Genomic DNA, 3723 nt, shown 5'->3' with positions numbered 1-3723 from the left:
GCAGGGCGCCCGCCGCTGGCGCTGGCCTCCCGGGACCCGGCGGCGTACGTCCGGGCGCTCACGCGGGCGGGAGAGGCCGCGGAGCTGACGGCCCGCGGCGGGCTCGGCGACTTCGGCTGGCTGATCGAGCCGGTCGCCGTGGAGACCCGCGGCCTACTTGTCGATGTCGCCGACCACGAAGAACAGTGACCCGAGGATCGCCACCATGTCGGCGACCAGCGTCCCCGGAAGCAGCTCGGTCAGCGCCTGGATGTTGTTGTACGAGGCGGACCGCAGCTTGAGCCGGTACGGCGTCTTCTCGCCCTTGGAGACGAGGTAGTAGCCGTTGATGCCGAGCGGGTTCTCCGTCCACGCGTACGTGTGGCCCTCGGGCGCCTTGAGGACCTTCGGGAGACGCTGGTTGACCGGTCCCGGCGCCAGCTCGGCGAGCCGGTCCAGGCAGGCGTCGGCGAGGTCGAGGGCGATGTGGGACTGCTCCAGGAGGCACTCGAACCGCGCAAGGCAGTCGCCTTCTTGTCGCGTGACGACCTTCAGGGTGTCCTGCAGCTCCCCGTAGGCGAGGTACGGCTCGTCGCGGCGCAGGTCGAAGTCGACACCGGAGGCGCGGGCGATCGGACCGCTGACCCCGTAGGCGTGTGCCGCCTCGGCGGACAGGACACCAACACCGCGCGTGCGGCCGCGGAAGATCTCGTTGCCGAGCACGAGGTTGTCGTAGACGTCCATCCGGGAGCGCACGGAGGCGACGGCCTCCCGCGCGCGCGTGGTCCAGCCGAGCGGCAGGTCCTCCTTGAGGCCGCCGACCCGGTTGAACATGTAGTGCATGCGGCCGCCGGAAACCTCCTCCATCACGTTCTGGAGTTCCTCGCGTTCGCGGAAGGCGTGGAAGACGGGAGTGATTCCGCCCAGTTCGAGCGGGTACGAACCCAGGAACATCAGATGGTTCAGTACACGGTTCAGCTCGGCGAGCAGCGTCCGCAGCCAGACGGCGCGCTCGGGGACCTCCATGCCCAGCATCCGCTCGACGGCGAGCACGACCCCCAGCTCGTTCGAGAACGCGGACAGCCAGTCGTGGCGGTTGGCGAGCATCACGATCTGCCGGTAGTCGCGCGCCTCGAAGAGCTTCTCCGCACCACGGTGCATGTAGCCGATGACCGGCTCCGCGTGCTGGATGCGCTCGCCGTCGAGCACGAGACGCAGGCGCAGCACTCCGTGGGTGGAGGGGTGCTGCGGACCGATGTTGAGCACCATGTCGGTGCTCTCCGCGGCACCACCGATGCCGACCGTGGCCTGAGTCGTGGGCGTCATGCGAACAGTCTCTCCTACGTAGGGTGGCCGTATGGAAACGGGGACTACAGGGGCCACAGGGCCCGCGGACGGTGTCGACGCGCCGTCCGAGGCCGCCGCGCCGGTCTGGACCGGGCTGCCGCGCGGGCTGCTGAACCTGCGCCGGCTGGTGCTGGTGCTGTGGCTGGTGCCGCTCGCGGTGGCGGTCGGGGTGCTGCTCGGCCTCTTCGCGGGGCCCGCCTGGGCCGCCTTCGGCCTGCTGCCGCTGGCCGTGGTGGCGTGGGGCTGGCCGATGCTGGGCCGCAACTGGCGCTCGTGGCGCTACGCCGAGCGCGCCGACGACCTGCTGATCAGCCGCGGTGTCCTGTGGCGCGAGGAAACGATCGTGCCGTACGGGCGGATGCAGCTGGTCGAGGTCACCTCGGGCCCGCTGGAGCGCAAGTTCGGCCTGGCCAGCCTGCAACTGCACACCGCGGCGGCCGCCACCGACGCGACGATCCCCGGCCTGGTGCCGGCCGAGGCCGAGCGCCTGCGCGACCGTCTGACCGAGCTCGGCGAAGCCCGATCGGCGGGCCTGTGACGGCCTCCCGCGTCCCCGAGGGCGTGCCGGCCGAGGCGGGCCCCGACGACGTACGGGAGCACCGGCTGCACCCCGTCACGCCGCTGCGCCGGGCCTGGGCGCCGATAGCCGTGCTGCTCGGCTGGGCCGTGCACGACATGGACCAGGCGCAGCGCCAACTGGCCCACCTCACCGCCACCACGCTGGCGATCGGCCTGGCCGTCCTGGTCCCGGCGGCCGCCCTGTACGGCTTCCTCACCTGGTGGTTCACGCACTTCGCGGTGACCGACACCGAACTGCGCATCCGTACGGGCCTGTTGTTCCGCCGCACCGCCCACATCCGCCTCGACCGCCTCCAGGCCGTCGACGTCACCCAGCCCCTCCTGGCCCGCTTCGCAGGCGTCGCCAAGCTGAAACTCGACGTAGTAGGCACTGACAAGAAGGACGAGCTCGCCTATCTGGGAGAGAAGCAGGCACGCGACCTACGTGCCGAACTCCTCGCCCGCGCGGCCGGATTCGCGCCCGATTCCGCGCGCGAGGTGGGCGAGGCACCGGCGCAGCAGATCCTGCACACGCCCCCGCGCACGCTCGCGGTGGGCCTGCTCCTGACGGGCACGCCCTGGGCGATGCTGGCGGCCGCCGTCGTCGTGCCGACCTTCTTGTGGTTCGCCACCCACAACGTGTGGACGGTGATCGCCGTCGGGGTGCCGCTGGTGGGCGGGGCCTTCACCAACAGCGCGGGCAGGTTCATCAAGGAGTACGACTGGACGGTCGGCGAGTCCCCCGACGGACTGCGCATCGACCACGGGCTGCTCGACCGGGTGCACGAGACGGTGCCGCCGGGCCGTGTGCAGACCGTGCGGATCGTCGAGCCGCTGCTGTGGCGCCGGCGCGGCTGGGTCCGCGTCGAGCTGCACGTCGCGGGCTCCGCGAACTCCGTGCTGGTCCCGGTGGCCCCGCGCGAGCACGCCGAGGACGTCATCGCGCGGATCCTGCCGGGCGTCGCGGTGCCCAAGCCCGCCGACTTCGCGCCGTCGCCGCGGCGCGGCCACTGGTGCGTGCCGCTGTGGTGGCGGGCCTACGGGGTCGCGGTCACGGAGACGGTGTTCGCCGCGCGCGAGGGCCTCCTCCAGCGCCGGCTCTCCCTGGTCCCGCACGCCAAGGTGCAGAGCGTGCGGCTCACCCAGGGGCCCTGGGAGCGCTACTGGCGGGTGGCCGACCTGCGCCTGGACACCGGCGCCAACAAGACGGTGACGGCCCGCCTCAGGGACGTACAGGAGGCCGCGGAGCTGCTGCGGGCGCAGGCGGACCGGTCGAGGACAGGGCGCCGGGACGCGCGTCCGGATCGCTGGATGAGCACGGCCCCCTGACCGGGCACACGACACGGCCCCCGGCCGGGCATGCGAAAGGGCGCCCTGCGACGAGCAGGGCGCCCCGCACCACGGCGACCGTCAGGCCCGCATGGCGGACCGCAGGTCGCCCACGTCGATCTGCTCGGTCTCGTCGTGCGCCGTCAGGTCGATGACTTCCTTCTCGGCGGTCTCGGCGGTCTCGGCGTTCTCCGTGCTCTCGGGGTTCCCGGCGGTCTCGGCGGTCTTGCCCTGCTGGGCCCGCTCGGCGTTCTCGCGGTCGGCGGCCCGCTGCTCGGCGAGCGCCTCGTCCCCGACGACATCCGCGAGGTCCTTCTGGGCCAGGTCCTCGTCCGGGCCCCCGGCGGCACCGCTCGTGCCGAAGAAGTCGAAGCCCCCTTCGAGCCTCTTGCGTGCGGGCGCCGCGGGCGCGACCGTCGCGGCGGCCGGCACGGCGAAGTGCCCGGACGCCGCACGGGGCTTTCCCCGGGAACCAGCCTCCTCCGGGGCCGCGGCCCGCGCGAGGCGGTC

The 3723-nt window shown here is 72.7% G+C and carries 3 protein-coding genes and 2 pseudogenes; 3 read left to right on the top strand and 2 right to left on the bottom strand.

Annotated elements, in window-relative coordinates:
- Positions 1–189, top strand: a pseudogene (locus G3I40_RS22720) (hypothetical protein); the annotation flags it as partial.
- On the opposite strand, the gene G3I40_RS22715 reads toward G3I40_RS22720, so the two are convergent.
- Positions 154–1305 (bottom strand): NADH-quinone oxidoreductase subunit D, encoded by a 1152-nt coding sequence (locus G3I40_RS22715; protein WP_164303981.1) that lies wholly within the window; start codon positions 1303–1305, stop codon positions 154–156. The pseudogene G3I40_RS22720 and the gene G3I40_RS22715 sit on opposite strands and share 36 nt — an antisense overlap.
- Positions 1306–1336: 31 nt before the next feature.
- Here G3I40_RS22715 and G3I40_RS22710 point away from each other — a divergent pair, with 31 nt between their 5' ends.
- Together G3I40_RS22710 and G3I40_RS22705 are read left to right on the top strand one after the other, a co-directional pair.
- Positions 1337–1864 (top strand): PH domain-containing protein, encoded by a 528-nt coding sequence (locus G3I40_RS22710; protein WP_164303980.1) that lies wholly within the window; start codon positions 1337–1339, stop codon positions 1862–1864.
- On the top strand, positions 1861–3213 hold the full coding sequence (locus tag G3I40_RS22705) for a PH domain-containing protein (protein WP_164303979.1): 1353 nt from the start codon (positions 1861–1863) through the stop codon (positions 3211–3213). The genes G3I40_RS22710 and G3I40_RS22705 overlap by 4 nt, the downstream gene beginning before the upstream one ends.
- 81 nt (positions 3214–3294) lie before the next feature.
- Here G3I40_RS22705 and G3I40_RS22700 read toward each other — a convergent pair.
- Positions 3295–3723 (bottom strand): annotated as a pseudogene (locus G3I40_RS22700) (hypothetical protein); the annotation flags it as partial.

The sequence above is a fragment of the Streptomyces sp. SID14478 genome, from assembly GCF_010548525.1.
Taxonomy (GTDB): domain Bacteria; phylum Actinomycetota; class Actinomycetes; order Streptomycetales; family Streptomycetaceae; genus Streptomyces.
Note: the sequence above shows the minus strand (reverse complement) of the source record. Positions and strands in the feature narration are given on the sequence as shown.